The organism is Pantoea sp. PGP6 (assembly GCF_053474785.1).
The window spans coordinates 1,868,760-1,891,681 of record NZ_JBQBMA010000001.1 but is presented as its reverse complement, the minus strand read 5'-3'; the positions used below and the strand labels follow the sequence as shown (position 1 = coordinate 1,891,681).

26 protein-coding genes are annotated in these 22,922 nt (G+C 51.2%); 18 read left to right on the top strand and 8 right to left on the bottom strand.

Annotation, left to right across the window (positions count from 1 at the left end; genetic code table 11):
* Positions 1-56: 56 nt before the first annotated feature.
* From ACLIBF_RS08920 to ACLIBF_RS08910, 3 genes are all read right to left on the bottom strand, one after another.
* Complete coding sequence (locus tag ACLIBF_RS08920) at positions 57-272, bottom strand: DUF1272 domain-containing protein (RefSeq protein WP_031377469.1); 216 nt, start codon at positions 270-272, stop codon at positions 57-59.
* 170 nt (positions 273-442) lie between these two features.
* On the bottom strand, positions 443-1,792 hold the full coding sequence (locus ACLIBF_RS08915) for an MFS transporter (RefSeq protein WP_031377470.1): 1,350 nt from the start codon (positions 1,790-1,792) through the stop codon (positions 443-445).
* 147 nt (positions 1,793-1,939) lie between these two features.
* Positions 1,940-3,970 carry a choline transporter gene (locus ACLIBF_RS08910; RefSeq protein ID WP_031377471.1) on the bottom strand — a complete coding sequence of 677 codons (2,031 nt, stop codon included), beginning with the start codon at positions 3,968-3,970 and terminating at the stop codon, positions 1,940-1,942.
* Between the two features lie 257 nt (positions 3,971-4,227).
* Between ACLIBF_RS08910 and betI the strand changes: the two genes are divergently transcribed.
* The 8 genes from betI (at position 4,228) to ACLIBF_RS08870 (ending at position 11,114) form a co-directional block, all read left to right on the top strand.
* On the top strand, positions 4,228-4,821 hold the full coding sequence (gene betI / locus ACLIBF_RS08905; RefSeq protein ID WP_031377472.1) for a transcriptional regulator BetI: 594 nt from the start codon (positions 4,228-4,230) through the stop codon (positions 4,819-4,821).
* A 14-nt stretch (positions 4,822-4,835) separates the two neighbouring features.
* A complete protein-coding gene (betB, locus tag ACLIBF_RS08900; protein WP_279809740.1) occupies positions 4,836-6,308 on the top strand; it encodes a betaine-aldehyde dehydrogenase in 1,473 nt (490 codons plus the stop codon).
* Positions 6,309-6,332: 24 nt separating this feature from the next.
* Entirely contained in the window at positions 6,333-8,015 is a 1,683-nt protein-coding gene (gene betA, locus ACLIBF_RS08895) for a choline dehydrogenase (RefSeq protein WP_031377473.1), read from the top strand.
* Between the two features lie 427 nt (positions 8,016-8,442).
* Complete coding sequence (gene mdtJ, locus ACLIBF_RS08890; protein ID WP_031377474.1) at positions 8,443-8,793, top strand: multidrug/spermidine efflux SMR transporter subunit MdtJ; 351 nt, start codon at positions 8,443-8,445, stop codon at positions 8,791-8,793.
* Complete coding sequence (gene mdtI, locus ACLIBF_RS08885) at positions 8,780-9,109, top strand: multidrug/spermidine efflux SMR transporter subunit MdtI (RefSeq protein WP_031377475.1); 330 nt, start codon at positions 8,780-8,782, stop codon at positions 9,107-9,109. The genes mdtJ and mdtI overlap by 14 nt, the downstream gene beginning before the upstream one ends.
* Before the next feature lie 200 nt (positions 9,110-9,309).
* Positions 9,310-10,452 (top strand): acyltransferase family protein, encoded by a 1,143-nt coding sequence (locus tag ACLIBF_RS08880; protein WP_069728565.1) that lies wholly within the window; start codon positions 9,310-9,312, stop codon positions 10,450-10,452.
* 147 nt (positions 10,453-10,599) lie between these two features.
* Positions 10,600-10,860 carry a hypothetical protein gene (locus ACLIBF_RS08875; RefSeq protein WP_031377477.1) on the top strand — a complete coding sequence of 87 codons (261 nt, stop codon included), beginning with the start codon at positions 10,600-10,602 and terminating at the stop codon, positions 10,858-10,860.
* A 68-nt stretch (positions 10,861-10,928) separates the two neighbouring features.
* The gene (locus ACLIBF_RS08870) at positions 10,929-11,114 is read left to right on the top strand and encodes a hypothetical protein (protein ID WP_069728566.1); all 186 of its coding nucleotides are present in this window, start codon (positions 10,929-10,931) and stop codon (positions 11,112-11,114) included.
* A gap of 211 nt (positions 11,115-11,325) precedes the next feature.
* Here ACLIBF_RS08870 and ACLIBF_RS08865 read toward each other — a convergent pair whose 3' ends face one another.
* From ACLIBF_RS08865 to ACLIBF_RS08850, 4 genes are all read right to left on the bottom strand, one after another.
* Positions 11,326-11,463 (bottom strand): hypothetical protein, encoded by a 138-nt coding sequence (locus tag ACLIBF_RS08865; protein ID WP_279809741.1) that lies wholly within the window; start codon positions 11,461-11,463, stop codon positions 11,326-11,328.
* Between the two features lie 244 nt (positions 11,464-11,707).
* Entirely contained in the window at positions 11,708-12,727 is a 1,020-nt protein-coding gene (gene adhP / locus ACLIBF_RS08860; protein ID WP_279809742.1) for an alcohol dehydrogenase AdhP, read from the bottom strand.
* Between the two features lie 400 nt (positions 12,728-13,127).
* Positions 13,128-14,339 (bottom strand): HNH endonuclease, encoded by a 1,212-nt coding sequence (locus tag ACLIBF_RS08855; protein WP_448309557.1) that lies wholly within the window; start codon positions 14,337-14,339, stop codon positions 13,128-13,130.
* A gap of 98 nt (positions 14,340-14,437) precedes the next feature.
* Positions 14,438-15,277, bottom strand: a complete 840-nt coding sequence (locus tag ACLIBF_RS08850; protein ID WP_086905964.1) for a phage repressor protein CI — start codon at positions 15,275-15,277, stop codon at positions 14,438-14,440.
* A 114-nt stretch (positions 15,278-15,391) separates the two neighbouring features.
* Between ACLIBF_RS08850 and ACLIBF_RS08845 the strand changes: the two genes are divergently transcribed.
* From ACLIBF_RS08845 to ACLIBF_RS08800, 10 genes are all read left to right on the top strand, one after another.
* Positions 15,392-15,793, top strand: coding sequence for a hypothetical protein (locus ACLIBF_RS08845; RefSeq protein ID WP_448309556.1), 402 nt, complete (start codon positions 15,392-15,394; stop codon positions 15,791-15,793).
* 31 nt (positions 15,794-15,824) lie between these two features.
* Positions 15,825-16,334, top strand: coding sequence for a phage regulatory CII family protein (locus tag ACLIBF_RS08840; protein ID WP_448309555.1), 510 nt, complete (start codon positions 15,825-15,827; stop codon positions 16,332-16,334).
* Positions 16,335-16,343: 9 nt separating this feature from the next.
* Positions 16,344-16,532: a phage filamentation protein Fil family protein gene (locus ACLIBF_RS08835; RefSeq protein WP_187507370.1), complete on the top strand. Its 189-nt coding sequence runs from the start codon at positions 16,344-16,346 to the stop codon at positions 16,530-16,532.
* The gene (locus ACLIBF_RS08830; RefSeq protein WP_266307579.1) at positions 16,496-16,837 is read left to right on the top strand and encodes a DUF5347 family protein; all 342 of its coding nucleotides are present in this window, start codon (positions 16,496-16,498) and stop codon (positions 16,835-16,837) included. The genes ACLIBF_RS08835 and ACLIBF_RS08830 overlap by 37 nt, the downstream gene beginning before the upstream one ends.
* Before the next feature lie 66 nt (positions 16,838-16,903).
* Entirely contained in the window at positions 16,904-17,134 is a 231-nt protein-coding gene (locus ACLIBF_RS08825) for a DUF2732 family protein (protein WP_266307578.1), read from the top strand.
* Complete coding sequence (locus ACLIBF_RS08820) at positions 17,134-17,358, top strand: TraR/DksA family transcriptional regulator (RefSeq protein WP_448309554.1); 225 nt, start codon at positions 17,134-17,136, stop codon at positions 17,356-17,358. Before ACLIBF_RS08825 ends, ACLIBF_RS08820 begins: the two co-directional genes overlap by 1 nt.
* Positions 17,358-19,586 carry a replication endonuclease gene (locus tag ACLIBF_RS08815; protein ID WP_448309553.1) on the top strand — a complete coding sequence of 743 codons (2,229 nt, stop codon included), beginning with the start codon at positions 17,358-17,360 and terminating at the stop codon, positions 19,584-19,586. The genes ACLIBF_RS08820 and ACLIBF_RS08815 overlap by 1 nt, the downstream gene beginning before the upstream one ends.
* Positions 19,587-19,695: 109 nt before the next feature.
* Positions 19,696-19,872 (top strand): hypothetical protein, encoded by a 177-nt coding sequence (locus ACLIBF_RS08810; RefSeq protein WP_448309552.1) that lies wholly within the window; start codon positions 19,696-19,698, stop codon positions 19,870-19,872.
* Positions 19,873-20,194: 322 nt separating this feature from the next.
* Positions 20,195-21,334 (top strand): DUF262 domain-containing protein, encoded by a 1,140-nt coding sequence (locus ACLIBF_RS08805; protein WP_448309551.1) that lies wholly within the window; start codon positions 20,195-20,197, stop codon positions 21,332-21,334.
* The gene (locus tag ACLIBF_RS08800) at positions 21,334-21,924 is read left to right on the top strand and encodes a hypothetical protein (protein ID WP_448309550.1); all 591 of its coding nucleotides are present in this window, start codon (positions 21,334-21,336) and stop codon (positions 21,922-21,924) included. The genes ACLIBF_RS08805 and ACLIBF_RS08800 overlap by 1 nt, the downstream gene beginning before the upstream one ends.
* A 44-nt stretch (positions 21,925-21,968) precedes the next feature.
* Here the strand turns inward: ACLIBF_RS08800 and ACLIBF_RS08795 are convergent, their stop codons facing one another.
* The gene (locus ACLIBF_RS08795; RefSeq protein ID WP_001118645.1) at positions 21,969-22,892 is read right to left on the bottom strand and encodes an IS5 family transposase; all 924 of its coding nucleotides are present in this window, start codon (positions 22,890-22,892) and stop codon (positions 21,969-21,971) included.
* Positions 22,893-22,922: the final 30 nt, after the last annotated feature.

Below are 22,922 nucleotides of genomic sequence, written 5' to 3'. Positions count from 1 at the left end.
CGTCTGTTGATGAGGTTTGCACCGTTCACCCGCGCAACCCTTTTGTCTTACGCCGATCAGGCGCGGCGTTTCGCCGGGTAGTTAATCAGTTTTTCAGCCGGCCGAATCGGTCGCCGTACCAGCTCACCGCCACAGTTCGGGCAAAGATGCTGAAGATGCTGCTCTGCGCAGTCAGCGCAAAAGGTGCATTCGAATGAACAGATGCGTGCTTCGGTTGAGGCGGGCGGTAGATCGGTATCGCAGTACTCACAGTTGGGGCGAAGTTCCAGCATGGCGGTCGTCCTGAAGAGAAGGTGTGCCCCAGCTTCGCCTGAGCTGGCCGGATTGTCGAGACGTCAATCAGACAAGAGAGAGCCAGATCCGGCCAGGTTGCTATGGCAGCGCATGCGCCAGTTCGTGCGGCAGCTTAAGCGGCGGCATGAACTGGCGCCCACCGCTCGCGTTAGTGTGGCGACCGGTTGTCCGTCGGTTCCGGTTGCTGCCGATCGTCGTCTGGCTGTAAATCGTCAGGATCCGGTTCAGGCTCCGGCTCGCCGCTGCCCATCGATGCCTGAATCACCTCTTCTTCCAGCGTGGGAATCAACGCAGCACCCAGCGGTGACGTGGCGAGACTGTCCGGCATTACCACGTGCGGCAACGGCACTTCGGTGGTCGGCAGCGGCCCCGGCGCTTTAACGTAACTCAGTCCGGCAATCATCAGTGCGCAGAGGGTAAAGAACAGGTAGAGCATATTGCTGCCCAGCGGCTGTATCAGCGCCCCGACCACCAGCGGCCCGATACTGGCCCCAATCCCAAACGCCATCAGCAGACAGGCGGTTAACGACACCCGCCGTTCAGGAGCCACCTGATCGTTTGCCAGCGCCACCTGCAACGGATAGAGCGAGAACTGCATCATGCTGGCAACAAAGGCGATGCCAATCATCCAGTTGAACGTCAGATGCGGCAGCAACACCAGCGGCACGCAGGCCACGGCAAACAGCAGCGCCATGATAAACAACAACCGCTGGCGGTCGTAACGATCCGACAGCCAGCTCAGCGGAAACTGCGATACCAGCCCGGCAAAGATGGTCAGACTCATAAAGTAGCCGGTCTGGCTGGTGGTAAAGCCTTTACTGCTGCCGTAGACCGGCGCCAGACCGTAAAATGCACCAATCACCATTCCGGTCACCAGAGTGGTGCCGAGCAGTTTCGGAATGGTGCGAATGAAGTAGCTCAGCTCCATCGGTGCTGGCGACATCGGCTGCACGTGGGTGCGGGTGGTGAGCGCGATCGGCACCAGACAGAGGGCGAAGCAGAGCGCCACGATTAGCAGTGTGCTGACGTCAAAGCCGCTTTGCAGGCTGAGCACCACCTGGCCGCCGCTCAGGCCCAGGTACGTCGCGACCATATAGAAGCCAAAAATCACTCCGCGCTGCGACGACTCCGCCTGATCGTTGAGCCAGCTCTCCAGCACCATGTACTGACACATCATGCACAGCCCGATAATCAGGCGCAGAAAAACCCACAGCGGAATAAAATCGGTCAGGCCGTGGCCAATCACCGAAGCGGTGATAATCCCGGCGCAGGCGACGTAGGCGCGGATATGGCCGACCCGGGCAATCAGGTTGTGCCCGACCTTGCCGCCAATCACCAGCCCGATATAGTTCGCGGCGATAATTGCGCCGATCAGCGCGCCATTGACCTGCTCGCTGGCCAGCCGCAGCGAAACATAGGTGGTTAACAAGCCCGACCCCAGCAGCATCAGCAGTGTGGTGGTATACAGCGGCAGAAAAGTACTGAATATTTTACGCATACGACTCCCTGTCTACACCTGGCAGGCATCAGGCCAGTAACGCCCTAAAGATAGTCGAATTAATCGCGCTACGGTGCCGGATTATCGTCGTCAGCCGCAGCGGGAATAAAAAAGCCCGTAAACATCTGCATGTTTACGGGCCGATTGTTACACGCTCGGGAAGGTAATGTTGCTGCCCGGCGCTTCACGATTGAGATGGATAAAGTTCAGGTGGCGCTCATACTGATCGAGTATATCGATAATCACCTGCTCTTTGCTGTAATCCATTAAATCGTTGCCCTGACTGCCTTCCAGCAGGAAGGTTTCCAGCCGGTAATAGGTCGATTTACCGCTGCGGGCGCGATAGGTAAAGCCCGGAACAGAGTATTGCTGTGGCCAGACCTGATAGACAAAGTCCTGCTCTTCGCCGAGGTGGACGCGCAGATCCAGATAACCGATGGGATTGGCCTCATCCGGTGCCACGCTTTCCAGCGTCACCCCGCCGCCGCGCAGCTCCAGCTCTTTCGCCACTTCCTGCATCGCCGGATAGATGGTGTTCTCCATCATCTGTTGGGTATAACGCGAGCCAGGATAGTTCATCAGGCGCGACAGCCGTTTTTTCCAGGTCAGACGGTCGGTAGCGTGCGCCAGATACGGTGCGGTATCACGGGTGGCGCTGGCGCGGCGATAGTCTTCTATCTTCAGCGATTTATACAGTCCCGCCATCACAAAGAAGATCACGAAACTGAACGGCAGACCCATGATCACCGTGGTGTTCTGCAGGGCAGAAATACCGTTGGTCATCAGCATACTCAGCGTCAGGACACCAATCGCAATCGACCAGAAGATGCGCAGCCAGTTAGGCGCATCGCTGTTGATATCCTTCAGCTTCGAAGTGAAGTTACCCAGCACCAGCGAACCGGAATCGGCTGACGTCACGTAGAACAGCATACCGGTGATGGTGGCGACCGAGGCACTGAGTTTAAACGCCGGATACTGCGCCAGCAGGCTGTAGAAACCGCGTTCCGCATGGGCCATCACTTCCTGGGCGAAACCGGCATTGCCGTGAATAATCTGGTAAAGCGCGGCGTTACCAAACACCGACAGCCACAGCAGCGTAAAGGTGAACGGAATGATCAGCGTACCGAGCACGAACTCACGGATAGTACGGCCACGGGAGATACGCGCCAGGAACAGCCCGACGAACGGTGACCAGGCAACCCACCACGCCCAGAAGAATAGCGTCCAGCTATTCATCCATTGGGTCGGACGATCAAAAGCGAAGGTATTCAGCGTCATGCCCATGAAACGGTTAATGTAATCGCCGACGTTCAGCACCAGCGCATTCAGCAGGAATTCGGTATTGCCGAAGAACAGCACAAACAGGATCAGTCCCAGCGCCAGCACCACGTTCAGTTCCGACAGGATACGGATCCCCTTATCGACGCCGGAAGTAACGGAGATGGTCGCGATCACCACCGACAGCACAATCAACGCGGTCTGGGCGGTCAGGCCTTCCGGAATATCAAACAGCACCTTCAGACCGTAATTGAGCTGCACCACCCCTATCCCCAGCGTGGTGGCGATACCAAAAATGGTGCCGACCACCGCAGCGATATCGACGGTATGACCAATCGGACCGTAAATACGTTTACCAAAAATCGGGTAGAGCGCGGAACGGATGGTCAAAGGCAGATTGTAGCGATAGCTGAAGTAGCCGAGCGCAATCCCCATCAGTGCGTACATCGACCAGCCGGTCAGACCGTAGTGGAACAGCGTCCAGACCATCGCCTGACGGGCGGCTTCCAGCGTCTGCCCCGCCCCTTCCGGCGGCTGCATGTACTGCGTCACCGGCTCGGCGACCGAGAAGAACATCAGGTCGATGCCAATCCCGGCGGCAAACAGCATCGCCGACCAGCTCAGTACGCTGAATTCAGGTTTGGACTGCTCCGGTCCCAGCTTGATCGAGCCAAAGCGTGAGCAGGCCATGTAGAGCACGAACACGATGTAGAGCGTGGCAGCCAGCATGTAGTACCAGCCGAAGGTGGCGGAAACCCAGTTGACCGCCGCGAGGATCCAGCCGGCGGCCAGATCGCTGTAGAGAATCGTCACGAGTGAAAACGTCAGAATCAATCCGGCAGAGGTGTAGAACACAACGGGATTGAGTCTGTCTTTTTCACCGGCAGGTGGATTATTCATCGATTACCTCTGGTTAGTTTTCCTGAAAATACGCAATGGATAAATATCGCCGTCTGCGGCTGACGCGCCGCGCGGCCTGATGTTGTTATTTCTCTTCCTGATTTGTCGCTTCGGCAATCCGGTCTGTTTTAGCACTCAATACCGTTTCGCTTTCGCTACATTTAAAGAACAGCATCCTAACAACTTTTCTTTTTATATTGAACGTGCAATCAAAAAAAGTTTTAATAGTCCCTCGATTTGAGGGTGGAGCTGGAGCTATGCCAAAGGTGGGGATGCAGCCGATACGACGTCGGCAACTGATTGATGCGACCCTGAGCACGATTAACGAAGTGGGGATTAACGATGCCACCATCGCCCAGATTGCCCGCCGGGCGGGTGTCTCGACCGGCATCATCAGTCACTACTTCAAAGACAAGAACGGCCTGCTGGAAGCGACGATGCGTGATGTGACGCGTCAGCTGCGTGATGCGGTTTCAAGCCGGCTACAGCCGCTGGCCAATGCCTCAGCAGAAGAACGTCTGCGGGCGATTGTCGACGGTAATTTTGATGAAACTCAGGTGCATAGCGCCGCGATGAAAGCCTGGCTCGATTTCTGGGCCAGCAGCATGCACCAGCCCCAACTGAATCGCCTTGAGCGGGTCAGCAGTCGACGTCTTTTCTCGACGCTGGTCGCTGAATTTCGCCGCGAGCTGCCACTGGAACAGGCACGCCTCGCCGCACACGGGCTGGCCGCCCTGATTGATGGCTTATGGCTGCGCGCCGCGCTGAGCGGTGAGCCGTTTAAGCCGGTGGTGGCCCGCACACTGACGACCCAATTCATCCGTCAGCAACTGGCTGGCGAGCACGAATAACGGAAGGAGAAACCATGTCCCGATTCACCGAGCAGAAACTCTACATTGATGGCGCTTACGTTGCCGCGGCGTCTGGCGAGACGTTCCAGACGATCAACCCGGTCAACGGCGAAGTGCTGGCAGAGGTGCACGCTGCCGGCCAGCAGGATGTCGATCGCGCCGTTGTCGCCGCCCGTAAAGGCCAGAAAGTCTGGGCCGCGATGACCGCAATGGAGCGTTCACGCATTCTGCGCCGCGCCGTCGATATTCTGCGTGAGCGCAACGATGAACTGGCTGAGCTGGAGATGCTGGATACCGGTAAACCGCTGAGCGAAACCGCCAGCGTCGACATTGTTACCGGTGCTGACGTGCTGGAGTACTACGCCGGGCTGGTGCCGGCCCTTGAAGGCCAGCAGATCCCGCTGCGCGATACCGCTTTCGTCTACACCCGCCGCGAACCGCTGGGCGTGGTGGCCGGTATCGGTGCCTGGAACTATCCGATTCAGATTGCGCTGTGGAAATCAGGACCGGCGCTGGCGGCCGGTAACGCGATGATTTTCAAACCCAGCGAAATCACGCCGCTTACCGCCCTGAAACTGGCGGAGATTTACACCGAAGCGGGCCTGCCGGACGGCGTGTTCAACGTGCTGCCAGGCATCGGTTCGGTCACCGGCCAATTGCTGACCGAACATCCCGGCATCGACAAAGTGTCGTTCACCGGTGGTGTTGTCAGCGGCAAAAAAGTGATGGCCAACGCAGCCGGTTCAACCCTGAAAGAGGTCACCATGGAGCTGGGCGGCAAATCACCGCTGATCATCTTTGATGACGCCGATCTCGATCTGGCGGCTGACATCGCCATGATGGCCAACTTCTACAGCTCGGGCCAGGTCTGCACCAACGGTACCCGGGTATTTATCCCGACCAGACTGCAGGCGGCGTTCGAAGCCAAAATCAGCGAGCGCGTGGCCCGCATCCGGGCGGGCGATCTGCGTAAGCCAGAGACCAACTTTGGCCCGATGGTCAGCTTCAGTCATCGCGATAACGTGATGCGCTACATCGAATCAGGCATTGCCGAAGGTGCACGCCTGCTGTGCGGCGGAAAACGTCTGACCGGTGGCGAGTTCGATCAGGGCGCCTGGGTGGCACCCACGGTGTTCACCGACTGCCGCGATGAGATGAAGATCGTCCGTGAAGAGATCTTCGGACCGGTGATGTCGATTCTGAGCTACGACAGCGAAGAAGAAGTGATCCGCCGCGCTAACGACACCGACTTTGGTCTGGCTGCCGGTCTGGTCACCCAGGACCTGAACCGGGCGCACCGCGTGATTCATCAGATTGAAGCCGGCATTTGCTGGATCAACACCTGGGGTGAATCGGCAGCGGAAATGCCGGTTGGCGGCTACAAGCACTCCGGGATTGGACGCGAAAATGGCCTGATGACGCTGCAGAGCTACACCCAGGTGAAGTCAGTGCAGGTTGAGCTGTCGCGTTTTCAGTCGGTATTTTAATCAATAAAACCTGAGGAACGATGAATGGAATTTGATTACATCATTATTGGAGCCGGATCCGCAGGGAACGTTTTGGCCACCCGTCTGACCGAGGACAGCAACGTCAATGTACTGCTGCTGGAAGCGGGCGGCCCGGATTATCGATTTGATTTCAGGACCCAGATGCCTGCGGCACTGGCCTATCCATTGCAGGGAAAACGCTATAACTGGGCCTACGAAACTGAGCCAGAGCCTTACATGAACAATCGCCGCATGGAGTGTGGTCGCGGCAAAGGCCTGGGCGGTTCGTCACTGATTAATGGCATGTGCTACATCCGCGGCAACGCCATGGATCTGGATAACTGGGCCACCGCGCCTGGGCTGGAGCACTGGAGCTATCTTGACTGCCTGCCCTACTATCGCAAAGCGGAAACCCGCGATATCGGTCCGAATGACTTCCACGGCGGTGACGGCCCGGTATGCGTAGCGACGCCGAAAGCCGGCAATAACGTGCTGTTTGAAGCGATGATCGAAGCGGGTGTTCAGGCCGGTTATCCGCGCACTGACGACCTCAACGGTTTCCAGCAGGAAGGTTTTGGTCCGATGGACCGCACCGTGACGCCGCAGGGACGCCGTTCCAGCACCGCCCGTGGCTATCTTGACCAGGCAAAAGGCCGGCCGAACCTGAAGATCATTACCCATGCCACTACCGACCGCATCGTGTTTGACGGTAAGCGTGCCGTCGGCGTGGAGTATCTGCAGGGTGACAGCAATAGCATCCATAAAGTCACGGCCCGCCGCGAAGTGCTGCTGTGCGCCGGTGCTATCGCCTCTCCGCAAATCCTGCAACGTTCCGGTGTCGGCTCACCGGAACTGCTGAAGCAGTTTGATATTCCGCTGGTACACGACCTGCCGGGCGTCGGAGAGAACCTGCAGGACCATCTGGAGATGTATCTGCAGTACGAATGTAAAGAACCGGTGTCGCTCTACCCGGCGCTGAAATGGTGGAACCAGCCGAAAATCGGTGCCGAGTGGATGTTCAACGGCAGCGGGATTGGTGCCAGCAACCAGTTCGAAGCAGGCGGCTTTATCCGCAGCCGTGAAGAGTTCAGCTGGCCGAATATTCAGTACCACTTTCTGCCGGTGGCGATTAACTACAACGGTTCAAACGCGGTCGATGCGCACGGCTTCCAGTGTCACGTCGGCTCAATGCGCTCACCGAGCCGCGGCCATGTCCGGCTGAAGTCACGCGATCCACGTCGTCATCCGGCGATTCTGTTTAATTACATGTCACACGAGCAGGACTGGCATGAATTCCGCGATGCGATTCGTATTACGCGCGAGATTATTAATCAGCCCGCGCTGGATAAATATCGCGGCCGTGAGATCAGCCCAGGGCTGGAGTGCCAGACCGACGAACAGCTGGATGAGTTTGTGCGTAACCATGGCGAAACCGCTTATCACCCGTGCGGCACCTGTAAAATGGGTAACGACGAGATGTCGGTGGTCGACGGTGAAGGCCGGGTGCATGGCCTGCAAGGGTTACGTGTGGTCGATGCGTCGATCATGCCACTGATCATCACCGGCAACCTCAACGCCACCACCATCATGATTGGCGAGAAGATTGCCGATCTGATCCGTGGCCGCGATCCGCTGCCGCGCAGCACCGCCCGCTATTACGTTGCCGGCGATGCCCCGGTGCGTAAGGTCGCGCAGCGCGCTGACTAATCGGTGACGTTGTCACATAACCACAGCCGGGCACGTTGTTGCCCGGCTGTTTTTTATATTCACCTCTCATTAACACATTCATCCTGATTACGCTGTTGTTGCCTTGCGATAGACCTAAATGAAGCCGAAACGAAGCATAATCTGCTATTGATTTCCAGTCAGGCGAAATGCTATAAATCTGGCGTGTTTATAACCGGAGGCACTATTCGTCCACTGATGAGAAGCAACAATGTGGATGCGTCGTTAATATTATGAGCAGAATGTTCATTTCAATCCCTGTCACTTTTACCACTTCCCTCTCTGGCTGGAACGCCGCCGATCAACACTGGCGTAGCGCCCTGTAGTCCCTTTTCCGCTTCGACATCTCTTTTGAATCTGCTGACACGTTGTGTGATGCAGGCACTGTTATCGTTGCTGGAGAAAAACCATGCGTGCATGGATCTTATTATCACTCGCTATTGTTACTGAAATTATCGGCACCCTGTTTATGAAATGGTCCAGCCTCAACGGCAGCCAGTCGGGCTACCTGATGATGCTGGGCATGATTGCCTGTTCTTATATATTCCTGAGTTTTGCGATTAAACGTATCGCGCTAGGCGTGGCGTACGCGCTGTGGGAAGGGATTGGCATCATGCTGATTACCCTGTTCAGCGTGCAGCTGTTTGGCGAAAGCCTGTCAGTACTGAAACTCTGTGGCCTGATGACGCTGGTGGTCGGCATCGTGCTGATTAAAACCGGCACCCGCGCAACGCCGGAGGTGAATCATGGTCATCGCTGATCTGATTCACGCCGCATGGCTGGCGCTGGCTATCGTGCTGGAGATTGCCGCCAACATCTTCCTCAAATACTCCAATGGTTTTAAGAAACCGCTGTACGGCGTGCTCTCGCTGGCCAGTGTGCTGCTGGCCTTTAGTGCGCTGGCGCAAGCGGTAAAAGGTATCGATTTATCGGTGGCCTATGCGGTCTGGGGTGGTTTTGGGATTATCGCCACTGTCGCCGCTGGCTGGGTATTATTTGGCCAGCGTCTGAACAAAAAAGGCTGGGCCGGATTAACCCTGCTGCTGGCCGGTATGATCCTGTTAAAGCTGGCCTGATCGGCCATCTCAATCAGTGATATTTATTAAGGGTGTGCCATGGCACGCCCTTAACTTCCTGTGCTTACCCGCCCTGTTTCGGTTGCTTTTTCCCTCTTACCTGTGCTCGGAATCTTCTTACTTTTGTAAAGGCCCGTTTACATATTTGTTGCCTTAAGGCTTAGTGAGCGCCGAAGGTCGGATAAAAACGAGGAATAGTTATGTCTGCAACACGAGGTTGGTCTACGGAGCTGGAGGGATTACGCGGCATCGCTTCTCTCTGGGTATTAGTTGGCCATATCAGCTTACTGGTTCATTGCCATATCACGCTTATTTCATCCCCTGGCATTGGGGTCGATCTGTTTATTCTGTTATCGGGTTATCTGATGGCGAAAAACTACGTCGAGCGTCAGCAGAAAGAGCCGTGGCAGAGCACAGAGACCATTAAGAAGTTCTGGATCCGACGCTTCTTCCGCATCGCGCCGCTCTACTATCTGCTGTTAATCATCGCCCTGTTTTACGGCCCGTGGTTTGGCGAAATGCGTGACACCATTGCCCATTTCTACTCCGGCACCGCGACTGAGTCATCGCGTTACACCGACCAGTCCCTGACCAATATTCTCACCCACTTCAGTTTCCTGTTTGGCCTGTTGCCGGAGTATGGCTTCAATACCGTGCTGCCAGACTGGAGTATTGGGCTGGAGATGCAGTTCTACCTGCTGTTCCCGTTCATCATGCTGGTGACGCTGCGCTTTGGCTATGCAGCTTCGCTGATTGGCATTATGGCGCTGTGCTGCGCCGGACGTTATCTGCTGGCGGATTATTATGAAGCCTTCGAGATGCCGTCGATGATCCTGATTAAGCTCAACATGTTCCTCTCGGGTATGTTGCTGGCCGAAGCGATTCGCCGTAAATCGCTGCTCTACGTGGCTTATGCGCTACTGGGCCCGGTCGCCAGCGTGGCGATAGGACTGGAAGCGATTAAGCTGCAGGTGATTATGGAAGCGCTGATGATCGTCGGGATGACCGCCATCCTGTGGCAATATCAGGAAAACAGCCTGATGGCACGACTGATTATGCTGCCGCGTAAGCTGCTGAATAACCGTCTGAGCACCTGGCTGGGCGACGTGTCGTTTTCGGTTTACCTGCTGCATCTGCTGATTGTTATCCCGCTGATCGCCCTGCTGCTCACCCATACCGACATCGAATTCAAAAGCGATCTGGTGCGTTTCCTGACCGTTTGCGTTACTGCTATTCCGGTGACCTACGCGCTGGCGTCGCTGCTGTATAAATATGTTGAGAAGCCCGGTATTCAGATCGGCAAACGCGTTCTGAAACCTAAGCTGGCGAACCAGGCAGGCTAATCGCTATTGAATCGCATCTGCATCGAGCCCCCTCTGCGGGGCTTTTTTTTTGCCTGAAGCCCGGCCCGCGTCTGCACTCGCCGCACCCTGGCAGCCTTGCGCTACACTTTTCCCGATACCCCATGACAGATCAACAAAGGAGAGACTATGAGCGTTCAGCACCTGCTGCTTTCCAGCGACGGTGGTCATCTGATTATCGAGGCTGATGAGTTGGAAACTGAGCTGGTGATCCCACCGCACCTGCGCACCGCTAGCGGCGGTGAAGCGGACGGTGATACCGGTCATCGGGTTGCCGTAACCCGGCACTACTGTAAAGGGCGCTATTACGCTGTAGCGCTGGATCGCCATGCGGCCAGCAATGAAATCGATGATGTGATCGATCTGCTGCATCCGGCGCCCATCGATTAGCGGGCTGCAGCTGTGTGCAGTCCAGCTGGAATAAGTGGCACATTTTAATCTTGAGACAGAGGACGATTATGCAGAATAAGAAGTGGTTCGTTTCATATGTGATTAAGCCAAAAGGTGAGGATCACGTAACCGCGCATGCTTTCATTGAGGGCAATGAGGTTGAAGAGGCGCTGGAGGCGTATATGTTTGAGATTAAGAAGAACATGGAGCTGCAAACCGAAGAGATTACCCTGCTCTCCGTCAGCCTGGTGTAAACCGGCCTGATGAATTAACCTCGCTGCTGCGGGGTTTTTTCTGGCTGACGGGCAGCTGCAGTGCTGCCGATCGGATTCGGTACCCTTGTTAATGAGTAAGCCCTGCTGATAACACCTTGCTGATTATTTTGTGTTCTGACAGTGTGCCTCGCAACGGGCATTTGATTGATTATATTTATCAGAAGACGAGTTTCCCTGGTGCAAAGCTCTGTTACTTAGTTGGATACGGCCATGAGTGATCGAACCCGGTCGATGATAAAACGCCAGTGACCGCAAGGTAAGCCAGCACCAGCATGAACAGCACAACTGCTGTTATTTCAATGCTTTTTATCCAGTGATGTTTCGCCATAAATATCCCTCTTTGCGTTGTGTGTATTAGTTACTTCCCCTTCACATTATAATGTTACCGGTAAAGTGCAAGTCAGAGACACATCAGGAAACATAAAGCAGAACTTATTAATCATTGAAGGATACTGATGAGGCTGATGAGGCTGATGAGGTTTGATGAATGACTGCCCGGCCCTGCGTTATCACGCTCCAGGCGTAAAAAAGCCCGCACTGCGCGGGCTTAAATTCGGGATTGCTGGTGCTGATCAGGCGGACTGATTGGTAAAGTCGATCACCATTCTTCCGCGAATTGTTCCCTGAATCATCTCATCAAAGATGGTATTGATCTCGCTGATCTTCCTTTTGGTGACTTTAGGCACCACTTTTCCTTCAGCAGCAAACTGGAAAGCTTCTGCCAGATCGTTACGCGTTCCGACCAGCGAGCCGACCACCTGAATGCCATCAAGTACCAGTCGCGGAATATTCAGGCTCATCTCTTCAGGCGGCAGCCCGACAGCCACCACCCGACCACCGGCTCTGACCGCGTCCACGGCCGAGTTAAATGCCGCTTTGGCAACGGCAGTGACTACCGCTGCATGTGCACCACCGGTTTTTTCCTGAATGATTGCGGCCGCATCTTCAGTGGCGGAGTTAACCACCAGATCGGCACCCATCTGTTTCGCCAGTTCAAGCTGACCATCGCTGATATCGATGGCGATCACTTTGGCGTTAAAAACATTCTTCGCGTACTGTAATGCGAGGTTGCCCAATCCGCCGAGGCCGTAGATCGCAATCCACTGACCCGGTTTAACCTCTGATACTTTCACTGCCTTATAGGTGGTGACGCCAGCGCAGGTAACACTGCTGGCGGCGTAAGGGTCAAGACCTTCAGGCACTTTAACCGAATAATCCGCTACCACAATGCACTCTTCAGCCATGCCGCCGTCAACGGTATAACCGGCATTCACCACATCGCGACAGAGTGTTTCATTTCCTGAATTACAGTATTCGCAGTGGCCGCAGCCTTTGAAGAACCACGCCACGCTGGCGCGATCGCCCGGCTTAAGCGAGGTGACATCGGGCGCCACTTCCTCAACGATACCAATACCCTCATGCCCGAGCGTCACGCCCGTTTTATCGCCAAAATCACCGTTTTTGACGTGCAGATCGGTATGGCAAACTCCGCAGCACTCCATCCGCAACCGTGCCTCGCCATTCTTCAGCGGGCGCAGAGTTTTCTCTACAACATCAACCTGGTGCTCACGCGTAGCAATTGCAGCCTTCATAAACATACCTCCCTTTGATTAAGCCTTAAGGATAAGCCAAACGCCAGTGATCACAAGTTTGCTGGCGGGCTGAGAGTGGCGGCGTTGAGGGGTTGTTCAGGTAAAGCTGCTTGTGATTGATTAACGCGCAGAACTTCTGCGCCTATCAGTCATAAACCCGATCAGCAGCTGTTGAATACACGCTGAATTAAGGCGGCACAGGTTCCGGCAGAGTAGAACAGAAGGCATTAGCATGAGATTAACTGGTTGATTTTACTAAATTAATTATTGCGAAACACCAACCAAAAAAAGACCGAATAATATTAATAACAATTTAAATCATAAAGTTATAGTGGTAAGTGGCGATGATATGGCGGCATCGCCAGCGCTGATCATAAATACAGTAATTGCTAAAATGCAGTCACTGATAGAAATATGTTTTTCTGTGCCAATAAAGATACTTAGCATTGCTTGGATTAATTAAGAATTTCCTTTCAGGATCAATGCCTAACCTTTCTAAAATGTCAGTTCCCCGTAATTTATCCGAAACGAGCATTTGACCATTATCTTTGAAGCTTATAAAGCCTCTATCAAAAAGAACATCAATACTGGCGGATAGAAGTAAGCCATTTCCAGGATCTAATCTTTCCTGATTCGTTGAGTCTTTCCAAGGTTTAATATGACTCGCTCTCAACAAATCAGGAAGCTCAATTCCAGTTACAATACATTTTTTATGTAATACAATTACATCCTGCCTAAACTTACCCTGCCCTATTCTTGCATCGACAAGCTGTTGGCGCTCGGTCACAGGAATGTTTATATTTTCTTCAATTTCTGAAATGTCTTTATTTATCTCACTTATCTCAACATCATTTTTTTGTACATCAGGAACTGCTTTATCAATAATTTCAAAACCCAATTTTTTCAAAATCTCAAAACACGGCGTGCTATTACCACCTGAAAACTCGTCTGAAAACAATGGCCTGTTTATTACTTTGGCTGCTGCGAAGCCAAATATAACCTTTGGCGCAAATAGTTCAAGTCCATACTTAAGATCATAAGTTGATGATTGCTGATATTTATAATGCGATTTATTCAATGTGTTATAGCTTTTTATAACATTCAAAACATCACTTCGTTTAAGTTCAACTAGCAGTTCAGCAAGGTTATGCACTCGGTTGTTCAAACCTTTTTTCAATGCAACTGCTTTACCATTAGATAAAAAAACGCCTGCTCTTGAGAGTAAAAAATTAGCCACATTAGCTGGGATATTAGAGCAGTAACCCTCTTGGGATTTTCCTTCAGAAGTTATTGGTGAGTACTTTATTTTTTTATTATCCACCAAATACTCTTTGTGCTCTAAAATCGAAACGGGATTTTCCAATTTAAAATGCTTAAACTTTACTCTCCATAGTTCGCCTTCCTTATCTTCACTATATATAACTGAGCTTTCTGTAACTCCAATATATGAAATTATTCCTTTGGAGCAGAAGAATAACACATCTCCTTTTCTTATATCCTTGACTGATTCCCTATAATAACTGTAATTTACAGAGGGCCGCGAGTTAATGTAGCCCTCTTCCAATTCTTTAAGCTGAGATTTCGGTTTTTGTGTGATCCAGAAATAATCCATCTTAATGCACCTCCAATTTAAAAGTTGTTTTTATTTTTCATGCTATCAATCCATTGAAACATTAGCAGAACAAGCCTGAATGAAAATCGCAATTCACATTAATTATAAGTCAGTGTTAACACCACTTTACCAGCAGCTTTTATTTCCTCGACGCCACATGTAAAATTATTGCCCTTACCTGTCACGTTTAACTTTCGGCCCGGCAATAGTGCTATATCATAGATATCATATTTATCATCAATGCCAATTAGCCAGCGGCCATTACTTATGTCTTTAACACTCTGGTCTACTATCCATGCCTCGACGTTACCTGAAATAAATATTGGTTCAATAATTGGTTGTTTAATGAAGCTAAAATCTGCTAACCAAGTCCCGCTATCAATCAACACACCTGCTGCCAAATTCTTATGCGGGATCTCATGACCACTTAAATCTTTAAGACAATTGTTGTGATGCTTACCCTTCCCTGTAGCGAGCCACTCTAATGAGGCACCTGTATCGAGTGCACAAGTCACTACTACATCTCCAGGAAAATAATTTCTGCGCACCCATGTACTGACTGTGCCGGATGATATGCCAAGCAGGTCGCAGAGTTGCTTCTGAAGCGTAAAGCCATAAGCATCCATGATCCGACGTAGTACAGGCTTGCCGCCGTTTGAAGTTATCTCGCTATAAAGAGCCTCGCCTTTTGGAGCATTAGGTTCATTTTCAAATTTTGCTTTTGCAAGTTCACCCGTTACTAGCCATTGCAAATCGGCGCCAGTGTCCAACGCGCACTTGATTATTGAGTTTCCTGGAACACTATCACGCTGCGTCCAGCCACTAATGTTGTTTGCTGGAATTTCAAGGGCTGCTGCAAGGTCTTTCTGCGTGCTAACACCATAAGAAGACATCAATCTTTCGAGAATCTGAGCGCTACCGCTTTTCTCTGCAATCATAAAAACACCAAAAAGTGATAAATAATCATTTACCAAATCGTCTTTACGATCTAAAGTGCATTCACACCATATGAAACACGATAGAACAAAACGGACCAAAGGAGATATTGCGTTATGCATACTGAAAATGCAAACAGCCAGAACGCATTTGACTTAGTGCAATCTAAAGATTTTATTGCCAATGTCGCAGCGATTTTGATGCCAGCCATCAGTGACGCGGTAAACGACGCTGTAAACAAAGCCGTCACGCTCGCCACATCCCCAACCATGTCTAAGCAGGACTTTGCTGCAGCCAACCGCATCAGCCTGTCTGTGCTGGAGAAATGGATTGCTAATGGCGTTGTCTTACTTGCCCCTACTCCATCTTTCACCTACACGCAGAACCGCACTAATCGTAAGACCGGCGAAGTGGTAGAAACCACCATGACGAAACATGGCAATCCGCTTATCAATGTTGCTGCATGGCGTGAGAAGAACCGCCAACAAGCAATCAAATGCCGCTATATCAAACCATAACTTGATTTTGCAAGTTAAGAGGGATCTGAGCATGTTTGATTTCAAGGTTTCTACCCATACCCATTACGACGATGCATGTCGCAAATTCGCATTAGCTCACAACATGGAAGACGTTGCGAAACAATGCGGCATTCGTGCGCAAACCCTGCGTAATAAGCTGAATCCAGACCAGCCGCATCAGCTTACCGTCTTAGAAGTTTTAGCTCTTACCGATGTCACTGAGGATGCAACGTTAGTTGATGGTCTGCTGGCGCAAATCCAGTGCCTCCCCTGCGTGCCAGTAAATGAAGTCGCTAATGAGAAGTTTCCCCTGTATGTCATGAAGGCTACTGCAGAAGTGGGCCAGTTGGCAGCTGGCGCAATCTCTAAAGAACCTATGACAGCCAACTATAAACGTGGCCTGCTGCAAAACGTTAATAGCGGTATTCGCTGCTTAACACTGGCCGCAATGGCAGTACAGGCACGTATTCAGGCTAACCCGGCACTGTCCTCAACTGTCGATGCTATGAGCGGCATCGGTGCATCATTTGGCATGAGTTGAGGGGTAATCATGATCTCATTGGCAGCAAGGCTTAAACGCCAAAGCCCATCCATGTCATACGGACACGGCTGGATCATGGGAGAAAACGGTAAGCGCTGGAATCCAGTAACGCCGTCAGCTTCAGAAGTCAAAGCACAGGCATTACCCAAGAGGAGCAAATCATGGCTATCGAAGGCGATTCCATGCTGGTCGAACTGACAGCCGGTCAACGTGTTGCCGCGTTGAATCAAGTAGCTCTGCTTCGGGCTCAACTAATGGGCAGTAATTGCGAAAAAGATGTAGCCCGTTTTATTGCTGAAATGCGCGATGTTACTGACAGCAATTATCAGGATAACAAACGTGCTTTGAGTGCCATTTTCTTTCTGGCAAACATCGGTAAAGACCGGCACTCAGCCGATTTTACTGATCTCACTACTGATGAACGAAACGCACTGATTCGCGCAATGAACCACCTGAAAGCTGTTGTAAGTTTGTTTCCCAAACGAATGACTCTTTCTAACTAAATAACCTAAGCAATTAATTGGCGTAAACCCGCCGGGATTCACTTTGCCTGAATAAAGGAAAATCACATGCTGAATAAATTATCTGGTACCACTAAGCTGGGTTCCTATATTGAACTCGATATGATGCTGAATGATGCGCGTCGCGAAGAACGCCGCGGTCGTGCTGATCTCATGATATCCCGCCTTAACATCCTAGCCTCGAAAATTCGCCGCGAAGAATTAACCCATACCGAAGCTGCCGAGCTACTTAATCAGGAAGCGGAAAAAATTCAGGCTCAGATTGAGGAGGCGCACTAATGGCTGACTCAATGGACATCGTGCAGCAGCGCACCGATGAAATGCTGGCTCGAAATATCGCCAATATCGTCAATCGCGCGCCTGCTATAAGCGCCTCATTTTGTGAAGACTGTGATGCCCCAATTTCTGAAAAGCGCCGGCGCGCGTATCTGGGTGTAACTCGCTGCGTTTCCTGCCAAGAAATTGAGGAACATCGCAGTAAACACCGGCAGGGTAATTCCTGATGCATGAGGAATTTGCTTACCCGTGGAATGCTCCACGGGAAGCCATCGCCAGCCCCTATCCCACCTATGAGGAAATGCACAGCCGCAGTCAGATGATTGCGGCTTTAGTGCGTGCGCAGGAGCTGCTCGTTATGCAGCCTGCTCTGATACAACTCAACGTTAAACGCCGCATCAGCGATCTAGAAAAGACGCAGGGAACAGCCCGCGCCAATGCGTACTTAGCAAAGACATTTGTTGAGCGCACATTGCCACGCGTTGAAACCGTTAACGCTCAATATCGTGTCGGGGTAATGAAGGGGAGCACATTAAAGTTACTCGGCGGTAACGCAACTGAGCGTGACAATGCGGCTGTAGCAGGTGGTCAGCTTTTCAATCTAATGCGCCGCTTCAACCGACTGCCTGACATGGCGCGCGCCGACGTTGATCTACTGGCCGGAGATGTGGCTAATTTCATTCTCGCCGAGCTGGTACAGGCACATGCGCAGGCCAGCGATGAGTCAGATTACAAATATACGCACCGCGTTTACATGACCGCCGCCACCATCACCCGTGAGCTGAGCCAGACGCCGCCATTATGGGATAAAGTCACGTCACGACTGTTTGACCCGGAGGAAGTTACCCCGGCGATCATGCGTATGCAGACGGAAAAATGGTGGAAAGGCCGACTGCGTCGCGTGGCTGCATCATGGCGTGAACATCTTCAAATTGCCCTGGCTAACGTCTGCAAGAAGCATACCCCCTACGCCAGCAGCATGACCGTTTCAGAGTGGCGCGAGCAGAAGCGACGCACCCGTGAATTTCTGAAGGGAATGGAGCTGGAAGACGAGGAAGGCAACCGCATCAGCCTGATCGAGAAATACGACGGCAGTGTGGCCAACCCGGCGATCCGCCGCTGCGAGCTGATGACCCGCATTAGGGGCTTCGAAAACATCTGCAATGAAATGGGCTTTATAGGCGAGTTCTACACACTGACAGCCCCGTCATGCTATCACGCCACAATCAAAACCGGGCATCGTAACCGCAAATGGAACGGTGCCAGCCCGGCCGACACGCAGCGTTATCTCTGCAGTGTCTGGCAGAAAATCCGCGCCAAGCTGCACCGCGAAGAAATTCGCATCTTCGGGATCCGCGTTGCTGAGCCTCATCATGATGCAACACCGCACTGGCACATGCTCATGTTTATTCGCCCGGAACAGGCTGAGCGTGTGCGCGAGATTATGCGCGACTACGCCTGGCAGGAAGACGGCAGCGAGCTGACAACCGACAAGGCCCGTAAGGCCCGCTTTCACGCCGAGGCTATCGACCCGGAGAAAGGCAGCGCGACGGGTTACGTTGCTAAATACATTTCAAAGAATATCGATGGCTATGCTTTGGACGGCGAGACGGACGACGAAAGCGGCAAAGACCTTAAGGAAACCGCCTCGGCCGTTTCCGCATGGGCGGCACGCTGGCATATCCGGCAATTCCAGTTTGTGGGCGGCGCGCCGGTCACGGTTTACCGCGAACTGCGCCGCATGGCTGACAGCGAAACCGCGCACGGCCTGAGCGTTGAGTTTGCCGCCGCGCATGACGCAGCTGATGCAGGAGACTGGGCCGGATACGTTAACGCGCAGGGAGGCCCGTTCGTGCGCCGCGACGAGCTGGCTGTGCGCACCTGGTATCAGGCAAGCGAAGACTTTAATGAATATGGTGAGGAAACCGTGCGCATCAAGGGCGTTTACGCAACTGAAGTTGGCGACAATACGCCAATTTTAACCCGTCTGACACAATGGAAGATTGTCCCGAAACGTGCCGTTGATTTGGGTTTTGAATTTAAGGACGCGCCCGCGTCCTCTCGGAGTTCTGTCAATAACTGTACGGAGCCAGGAGATTCTGAAGCTGCTATTGATTTCACAAAACCCCCTACTCGCGCCGAGTGTAGAAGGATTCTTAAGCGATTAAGAGAAAAGCCAGCGCAGGAGCAAACTGAGCCGGACAAATATCACTCTGAACTGAGTCATTGCGCAGAACGTGAGACGTTGAAAAAGAGTTTTTTTGAGATCTCCAGGTTAACACTGTCCGACGGTGAAGCTGTGCGCATGATGAAAGGTCACACGATCAAGGTTGGGGAGATTTCTTACTGGAGCGGTACAAGCGGCTATCTGTTCCATAGACGGTGCAAAGCACCTACACCCTTAAAGCGCTTCAATGCGCTTGCAAAAAAAAGAGGCATACATGTGTCTGATTAATAAAACGGCAGTCGGACTAATCTGAGCCGCGCGATTGTTTACGATTTTAGTTCATCATGATACTGTTTATACATACAGTACATTTTGACTAGAAGGAGTTAATCATTTGATGAACATAGATAATCTCAGTGAAACGATTGCACGCATTCAGTTCATTGCTGACGTATCGCTGATCGCACATTGCAAAGAAGATGAATTAAAAATGGCACTGTCGATGATCAGCGACATGGCAGGGACAATCGACACAGCTATTTTCGAAGCCGCTATTTACTGCCAAGCAGAATGATTAATTGCCCCTTCCCTACCGTTCACTAGCCACCTTTCAGGTGGCTTTTTGCCTCTGCATCAAAGTGCATATGCTTGCATGAATCCGCATGATCCAAATTGGATCGCTCAACGTGTGTGAAGCCAGTGCTGGCGCGTTAAGAGGTAACACATGCACATGCATGAAAAGCGATGCATGAAGCGGGCAGGCGTGGCGGGGATAGCATTGCGCGCGGGGTCAACTATGCTTGCTTTTAAACATTCAGCTCATAAATATTATTTGAGCTTGTAAATCCATAAGGTATGCTATCTACCTAGCTTCTAAATCAATATAGGTTAAGACAATGTCACAAAACGATAATTATGAATTGCAAATTCCCGATAATCAGCAAGAAGATGAAGATGATTTAGATAAAAAAATATCCTTTAAAGAATCTGTAGTCATGAATGCAGACTGGACTATTGAAACCATAAACAGTCAAATTAATAAGGGAAATATAAATTTACAGCCAAGTTTCCAAAGGCGCGGGGCTTGGGATGACACAAGGAAAAGCCGGCTACTTGAATCAATTATAGTTGGCATGCCAGTACCGAACATCGTATTGGCAGAGCAAAAAGAACATAGAGGTAGGTTCATTGTTATTGATGGAAAACAGCGGTTAATTACAGTCAACGAGTTTTTGGCGGGCGCTTTCCGTTTAAAGGGTTTGGATATAAGGCCTGAGCTTAATGGCTATAGTTACGATGAGTTACCAAGTGAAGATAAAGAATATTTAGACAATTCAACCTTACGCTCAACCGTAATAAGAAGCTGGCAGGATGAGAACTTTCTCTATGCTATTTTCTATCGACTAAATAGTGGTAGTCTTCCATTGTCACCTCAAGAACTTCGTAAGGCATTAATTGGTGGAAAACTGCTCGACGAAATTGAAGCTTATCTTTCGGAAAGTAATGAATATCATGCGCTTTTTGGAGAGAATCTCGATAAGCGAATGAGGGACTCAGAACTTGTATTACGTTTTATTGCCTATAATAATAATTTAGAAAACTATAGAGGGAACTTCAAAGAGTTTCTTGACAATGCGGTTAGTCACTATGAAAAAAATTGGGATGGTTTGCGTAATGAGATAGTTAATTCATTAGACTCATTAAACATGGCACTTTCAACCACCCAAAAGATATTCGGAGAAAATTCTTTTAAAAAGTGGTTAGGCACGCGATATGAACGTGTTATTAACAGAGCAATATTTGACTGTGTTGCCCGCTTCTTCAGTGATGGCCAGATCGCTACTGCAGCTGAACAACACGCAACTGCGGTTGAAGATGCTTTCAAAGACCTTTGCTTATCACAGGAATTTAGAGACTCTGTAGAGAAAACACCAAAAACTACTACTGCGACTCATACAAGAATTAACATGTGGGGAGAGTCATTAGCTTTGGTCCTTGGCAAGCAATATGATAGTGCATCTCAAAGGATTTTGTAATGCAAAAAGCCAGCCCAAAATTTAATGAAATGACAAAAAGAGTCAAAAAGTTAAAGGGTAAGTATATGGCTCGCCAGATAAAAAAGGAGCTTGCGAACCCTTTAACTTATCAGCACGATCCATTACACATGGCCGCTTATAGATTACTGGTGCATGCAGAGCTTGAGGAGTATATCGAAGATAAAGCGCTTGAGACATTAAGCGCTATTAAATTAGATGTTGCTTCAAATGGTTTTGCAACCACTCATCTGAGGAACATTTTAGCCATCGCAAAACAAGTTGAGGTTCCACTTGCAATTAATGAGCCTTATGATGAAGTTGATTTCAAAAAAGTAGTATCAAGCATAATAAGTGAAGCTGAAAAAGCGGTTTCAAAGAACAATGGAATTAAACGCGATTCATTTCTGAAGTTGGCTTTATTTGCCGGTCATGAACTCGCCTCAATAGATACACTTCTGATCAGTAGCATGAATACCTACGGGAAAAATCGAGGCTCGGTTGCTCATAGAGGGCCACGGCATGTATCTAATTTTCTATCTCCATCGGCTGAAGTAAACGATGCTGAAAACATAATTGATCGGCTTTGTTGAATAAATAAGATTTCTTGCGAACGACCCTGTAGCTGGCTGGATTTTCAGGCAATACGCACGCTTTCTGGCATCCCAGCCTTTGTCATCCTGTTCAACGCACGCACCATGGCCATAGCTTCCGCTACCTGACCATCGTAGTCACGCAGCGTCAGTGAATCTCCCAACAACTGCTTCATTCTGTACATTGCCGTTTCCGCTATCGAGCGACGGTTATATTCCGTTGTCCATTTCCACCGTGCATTGCTTCCGCTCAGCCGCTGATTAGCAACGGCACGGTTGCGGTCTGCGTACTCACCGGGCCAGTAACCTGCTCCTTTTCGGGGAGGAATAAGCGCGCTGATTTTTTTGCGGCGCAGTTCATCGTGACAGAGCCGGGTATCGTAAGCCCCGTCTGCCGCGGCTGCCCTGATTTTTCTGTGAGTCTGCCGGATAAGGCCCGGGAAGGCTTCTGAGTCCGTGACGTTATTCAGCGACAGGTCTGCACAGACAACTTCATGTGTGTTGCTGTCAACAGCAAGATGCAACTTTCGCCAGATACGACGGCGCTCTTTGCCGTGCTTTCTGACTTTCCATTCGCCTTCACCAAAGACCTTCAGCCCGGTGGAATCAATCACCAGGTGTGCGATTTCACCCCGGGTGGACGTTTTGAAACTGACATTAACCGACTTTGCCCGCTTACTGACACTGGTGTAATCCGGGCAGCGCAACGGAACGTTCATCAGGGCAAAAATGGAATCAATAAAACCCTGCGCAGCCCGCAGGGTCAGCCGGAATACGCGTTTAATCACCAGAACGGTGGTGATGGCGAGATCAGAATAGCGCTGGGGCCTTCCTCGTGATGAAGGCGTTGCCGACTCATACCAGGCCTGAATCGCCTCATCATCCAGCCAGAAAGTGAGGGAGCCACGGTTGATGAGAGCTTTGTTGTAGGTGGACCAGTTGGTGATTCTGAACTTTTGCTTTGCCACGGAATGGTCTGTGTTGTCGGGAGGATGCGT